Consider the following 2,152-nt stretch of genomic DNA (forward strand, 5'->3'; position numbering starts at 1 on the left):
GGAGTCGCCGCCTTTCACTTCAATCATTCACCTAGTTAGAATAACCGTAATTGCAATATAGTTTTAAAATAAATATAAAAAAATCGGCCTATCTTGTAAATGAAAGTACCCACATCTATATTTAGATAGGTTACTGAATATATCAATGAACAAACTTCACTTCCTCTGAAATTCAAAAAGTTTCTTGTGTGCTTTTAAAAAAGGAAATCACGCCTTTACATTTATATGTATAGCGTAAGTTCCACCGTGAAAATCCTGTTTTAGCATGTTAGTTTCCATATACTAAAAACACCATGAATACAGGGTTCTTGTCACTTTATAGTCATATACTTTCTTATCTTGTAAGGAAAACCTGGCAAATTCGCCCGGTCCTTTAAGAAAGTCACAGTATCAACTTTGGCTTCAGGTATGATTTCCGTTGCAGGCGGACGGTCCGTGAGCTGGTTTGCTTCCGACGAGCCCCTTCAACCAATGAGCATATCGTACAAGTTTATACTTTTCATCTAAATAAGTTAGATTTACCTATAATTAGATGAACAAAATTCACCCATAAGAAAAACCGGGCAAAGTACGCCCGGTTCTTTAAAAAAGTACAAACCTACTACAATATAACTTGAAGATTAAATGTACGTATGCACCCAACATTTAGAAAGGACGATTTAAAAATAGATGGAGAAAAACGAATCGTTTTTCTCCATCTATTTTATTTTAAGGACTAATTAGTCGGCCCTTTTTTAGGGGTAATTATTGATACTGCGGGTGGAGCACTAAAGATATCAGTGACTAGTTTTTGAACTTCGTGAATATTTACTTCATCTATCGACTGTAACACTTCATCATATGATTTATGTTCTTTGAAAATTAATTCGTTTTTACCATTGCGATTCATGCGTGCATTTGTGCTTTCTAAACCTAACATTAAATTACCTTTTAATTGCTCTTTAGCATCGTTTACTTCTGAATCTGTCACACCATCGTCCTTCACTTTTTGGATAGTTTGATAAATGGTTTCTTGTAGTTCTTGTAATTGCTTACTAGATGTCCCACCATAAATTGCAAGTGAACCAAAATCTTTAAAAGATGATTGATATGAATAAATTGAATAAGCTAATGCCTTTTCTTCACGTACTTCTTGAAATAATCGAGAAGACATGTTTCCACCTACGATGTTATTTAATACTACTAAATTATAAATACGCTTATCTTTAACGCTTAATCCTTCATATCCGAGGCAAATGTGACCTTGTTCAGTTTCCCTTGATTTAAGTGACTTACCCGGTTGGAAAACTGGAATGTCACATGAAATACGTTTAGCGAGTGTAGAACCTGAATTGAATGTCCCAAATAGCGAATCAACGTAGTCAATAAAGCCATCTGGAATATTCCCCGCAACTGAAATCACAATGTGTTCAGGTCTATAATGTTCATGCATAAATTGTTGGATTGACTCTTTATTGAACGTTTCAAGTGATGCTTTTGTCCCTAAAATTGAGGAACCAATTGGTTGATTAGGATACATCACATTCCATAATTGTTCATGTACATCGTCGTCTGGTGTATCTTCAACCATTAAAATTTCTTCTAATACAACTTGGCGTTCTTTATCAAGTTCTTCTTCATCAAATTTAGAATTGAAAAACATATCAGCTAAAACAGATAATGCATGTTTTGCATGATGATCTAACACTTTTGCATAATAGCATGTATGTTCTTTTGACGTAAATGCATTTACATAGCCACCAATACGATCAAATTCCTCAGCAATTTGGCGTGCTGTTCTAGATGGTGTTCCTTTAAAAAGCATATGTTCTATGAAATGAGTTAAGCCATTCTCTTCTGGTATTTCATGTCTTGATCCGACATTAACCCATACACCTACTGCGACTGATCTCACGTGAGGAATATTTTCATAGACTATTCGCACACCATTTTGACTTGTACATCTTTGCAACATAATGGTAACCCCCTAATTCAATAAAAAACGCATTCTAGCTCGACTCCAATACTGAAGTATGAACATATTTACTTTTCTGTCTTCATCAGTTGAATACCACTAAATGAAGGACATTTTGGTATTAATTTCTGAATAAGCACAAAGGTACATGACTCTTTAAGTAAAGAGGGTCATGTTTTAAGAGGTTGTTCAAAAAGT

The 2,152-nt window shown here is 34.5% G+C and carries 1 protein-coding gene; it reads right to left on the bottom strand.

Going from position 1 to position 2,152, the window contains the following annotated elements:
- Positions 1–715: 715 nt before the first annotated feature.
- Positions 716–1,954, bottom strand: a complete 1,239-nt coding sequence (locus B371_RS0100610) for a pitrilysin family protein (protein ID WP_019412414.1) — start codon at positions 1,952–1,954, stop codon at positions 716–718.
- Positions 1,955–2,152 lie beyond the last annotated feature (198 nt).

This window comes from Paenisporosarcina sp. TG20 (assembly GCF_000286315.1).
In the GTDB taxonomy this organism is placed as follows: domain Bacteria; phylum Bacillota; class Bacilli; order Bacillales_A; family Planococcaceae; genus Paenisporosarcina.